2 protein-coding genes are annotated in these 3,113 nt (G+C 77.1%); one reads left to right on the top strand and one right to left on the bottom strand.

What is annotated here, in order from left to right:
• Positions 1 to 92: 92 nt before the first annotated feature.
• Positions 93 to 593, bottom strand: a complete 501-nt coding sequence (locus tag ACWGL3_RS29990) for a TspO/MBR family protein (protein WP_267945294.1) — start codon at positions 591 to 593, stop codon at positions 93 to 95.
• 218 nt (positions 594 to 811) lie between these two features.
• Here ACWGL3_RS29990 and ACWGL3_RS29995 point away from each other — a divergent pair, with 218 nt between their 5' ends.
• Positions 812 to 2,911, top strand: a complete 2,100-nt coding sequence (locus ACWGL3_RS29995) for a prolyl oligopeptidase family serine peptidase (RefSeq protein WP_452462073.1) — start codon at positions 812 to 814, stop codon at positions 2,909 to 2,911.
• Positions 2,912 to 3,113 lie beyond the last annotated feature (202 nt).

Here is a 3,113-nt window from a genome sequence, read left to right on the forward strand (position 1 = left end):
CCGCCGCCCTCCGGGGCCCGGGGGCGGTTCCCCGCGCGACGCGGGGAGCCGCCCCGCCCCTGTTCACCGGGGCGGCGGGTGGCGGGCGGGGCTCAGTTCGCCACCGCGATCGCGAGGTTGAGGGCGGCGGCGAAGAGCACCCACAGCAGGTACGGCACGAGCAGCAGCGCCGCGGCGGTGCTGTGCCGGCGGCCCAGGGCGATCGCGGCGGCCACCGCCACGGCCAGGGCGGTGATGTCGGCGAGCGCCGCGGCGTACAGGCCCGCGCCGAAGAACAGCGGGGTCCACGCCGCGTTGAGCACGAGCTGGAGGGCGTAGACGGCGAAGAAGGCCGGAGCCCCCGCCGTCCCGGAGGCCCTCCACACCAGCCATCCGGCCAGCGCGATCACCACGTACAGCGCGGTCCAGACGGGGCCGAACAGCCAGGCGGGCGGCGCCCAGGCCGGCAGCTCCAGTCCCGCGTAGACCGCGCCCGACCCGCTCGCCGCCACCCCGCCCACGGCCGCCACCGCTGCGACGGCCGCGGCGAACCCCGCCGCCGCCAGGACGGACCGACCGAGCGGCGCCCCGCGCCGCTCCACCGTCTCCCCCATGCTCTCCTCCCGGTCCCGGGCGGTGTGCCCGTCGAGTCCGCGGGACGTGGCGTCCCGCGTCCGGGGTCCTACCCGTTCGGAGCCGCTCCGCCCACAAGGGACGCGAGCCCTCACACTTCCCCAAAAGGTGCATAAACCTGACCAGTCGGACATACTCATGTTCCTGTGGGTGAGGTAGCTGTTGCTTGACCGCCGACTCGGCCCACCTGAACCATGTGATGGTGCCCAACCGAGCCCCCGGAGCAGCCCTCGCCCCCGGCCCCGTCGTCGACACCCTGCACGGCCGCCGGGTGGCCGACCCCCACCGCTGGCTCGAGACCCCCGACTCCCCCGAGACCGCCCGCTGGCTCGACGAGCGCCGCCGCGAGTACGAGCGCGAGGCCGCCGCCTGGCCCCTGCGCGAGCACCTGGCCGAGCGGATCCACTCCCTCGTGGCCACCGACCTGTGGAGCGTCCCAGCGCACCGGCCCGGCCGGGCCTTCGCCACCGTGCGCCCCGCCGGGAGCGAACACCCCCGCCTCGTCGTGCTGGAGGGGCCGGCGCCCCCGCGCACCGTCTACGACCCCGCGGCCGAGGACCCCACCGGACGCACCACCCTGGACGCCTGGGAACCCGGCCCCGGCGGCGACATGGTCGCCGTGCAGACCTCCCGCGGCGGCGTCGAGCGCGGGATCCTGCGGGTGCTCTCCACCGCCACCGGCGACCCGTGCGGACCGCAGGTGCCGGGGGTGCGCTACTCCCACGTCGCATGGGCCCCCGAGGGCGACCCCTCGTTCTTCTACGTGCGCCGCGACGGCGAGCGGGGGGTGCGCGGCGTCTGGCTGCGCCGCGTCCGCGACGGCGCGGAGACGCTCGTCCACGCCTGCACCGCCCCCGGCACCGTGCCCGGGGTCCGCGTCCTGGGCGGACGGTGGCTGCTGGTCACCGAGAGCCACGGCACCGGGCACCGCACCGACCTGTGGCTCGCCGACCTGTCCGGCGGCCGGACCGCACGGCCCGCGCCGAGACCCGTCCAGGTGGGCGAGGAGGGCGAGACCGAGGCCCGACTGGGCCCGGACGGCCTCCTGTACCTGCGCACCACCCTGGGAGCGCCCTGGAGGCGCATCTGCGCGGTCTCCCCGGAAGAACCCGGGGTGGAGCACTGGACCGAGGTGGTGGCGCAGGAGAGCGGCGCCACCCTGGACGCGTTCGCGGTCCTGGCCCGCTCCCCCGGCGAAGGGGCCGGCGCCCCGGCGCTGTTCGTGTCGCGCACCCGCCTGGGGATCAGCGAGGCCTCCGTCCACGACGCCCGCACCGGCGCGCTCCTGCACCCCGTGGACCTGCCGGGCGAGGGCATGGTCTCCACCCCCGAGACCGCCCCCGACGGATCGGTGTACCTGGCGTACGCGGACGTGGCCGCCCAGCAGAGGATCCTGCGCCTGCCGCCCGGGGAGCGGCGGCCCGGCCCCTGGCCCCCGGGCGCCCCGGACGCCCCGCCCTCCCCCGCCGTGGAGCGCACCGTGCTGTGGTGCGGCTCCGAGGACGGCACGAGGGTCCCCGTCACGGTGTTCGGCGCGGCGGGCGCCGGTGCGCCCGATCCCTCCGGTCCCGCCCCGACCATCCTGCACGCCTACGGGGGCTTCGGCCGCCCGCGCCAGTTCGGGTTCAGCGCCACGGTGCTGGCCTGGCTGCTCGCCGGGGGGCGGTACGCCGTCGCCCACGTGCGCGGGGGCGGCGACGCCGGCCGCGCGTGGCACCTGGCCGGATCCGGCCGCGCCAAACCCCGCGCCGTCGAGGACCTGGTGGCCTCCGCCGACGCCCTGGTCGCGGCGGGGCTGTGCACGCGGGACCGGCTGTGCCTGTCCGGCGGATCGGCGGGCGGTCTGCTCGTCCTGGCCGCGGCGACCGCCCGTCCCGACCTGTGCGGGGCCGTGATCGCCTCGGCTCCGCTCGCGGACATGGCCCGGTTCGAGCGGATGGGCCTGGGCCGGATGTGGACGCGGGAGTTCGGCACCGTTGCCGACCCGGACGACTTCGCCGCCCTGATGTCCTACTCCCCCTACCACCGGGCCCTGGAGGCCGCCGCGCGCACGCCGCGGCCGGACTTCCCGGACGTCCTGCTCACCGGCTTCCACGGCGACACCCGCACCGACGCCGCCCACCCGCGCAAGATGTGCGCGGCGCTCCTGGCGGCCGCGCGGGACGGGGCGCGCCCACCGGTCCTGCTCCGGTACGAACGCGACGTCGGGCACGGCCCGCGCGCGGTCGGCCGGGCGGTGGGACTGGCCGCCGACGCGCACGCGTTCGCGGCCCACCGAACGGGGCTGTCCCCGCGCTGACGCGCGCGGGCGGCCCTGGACAGAGGAAACAGCACGAGAAGCACACAGAAAGCGAGGTGCGGTGCGTATGGACCCCATCGAGGTCGAGATCGAGGACCTGGCCGACGTGACGTCGCGCGACATCACCGCGGGCGGCGACAGCGACGGTACCGACTCCAGTTCCGACTTCATCTGATCTCGGGACCCGGGCGCCGCCCGGCCC

It is taken from the genome of Nocardiopsis sp. NPDC055824 (assembly GCF_053616335.1).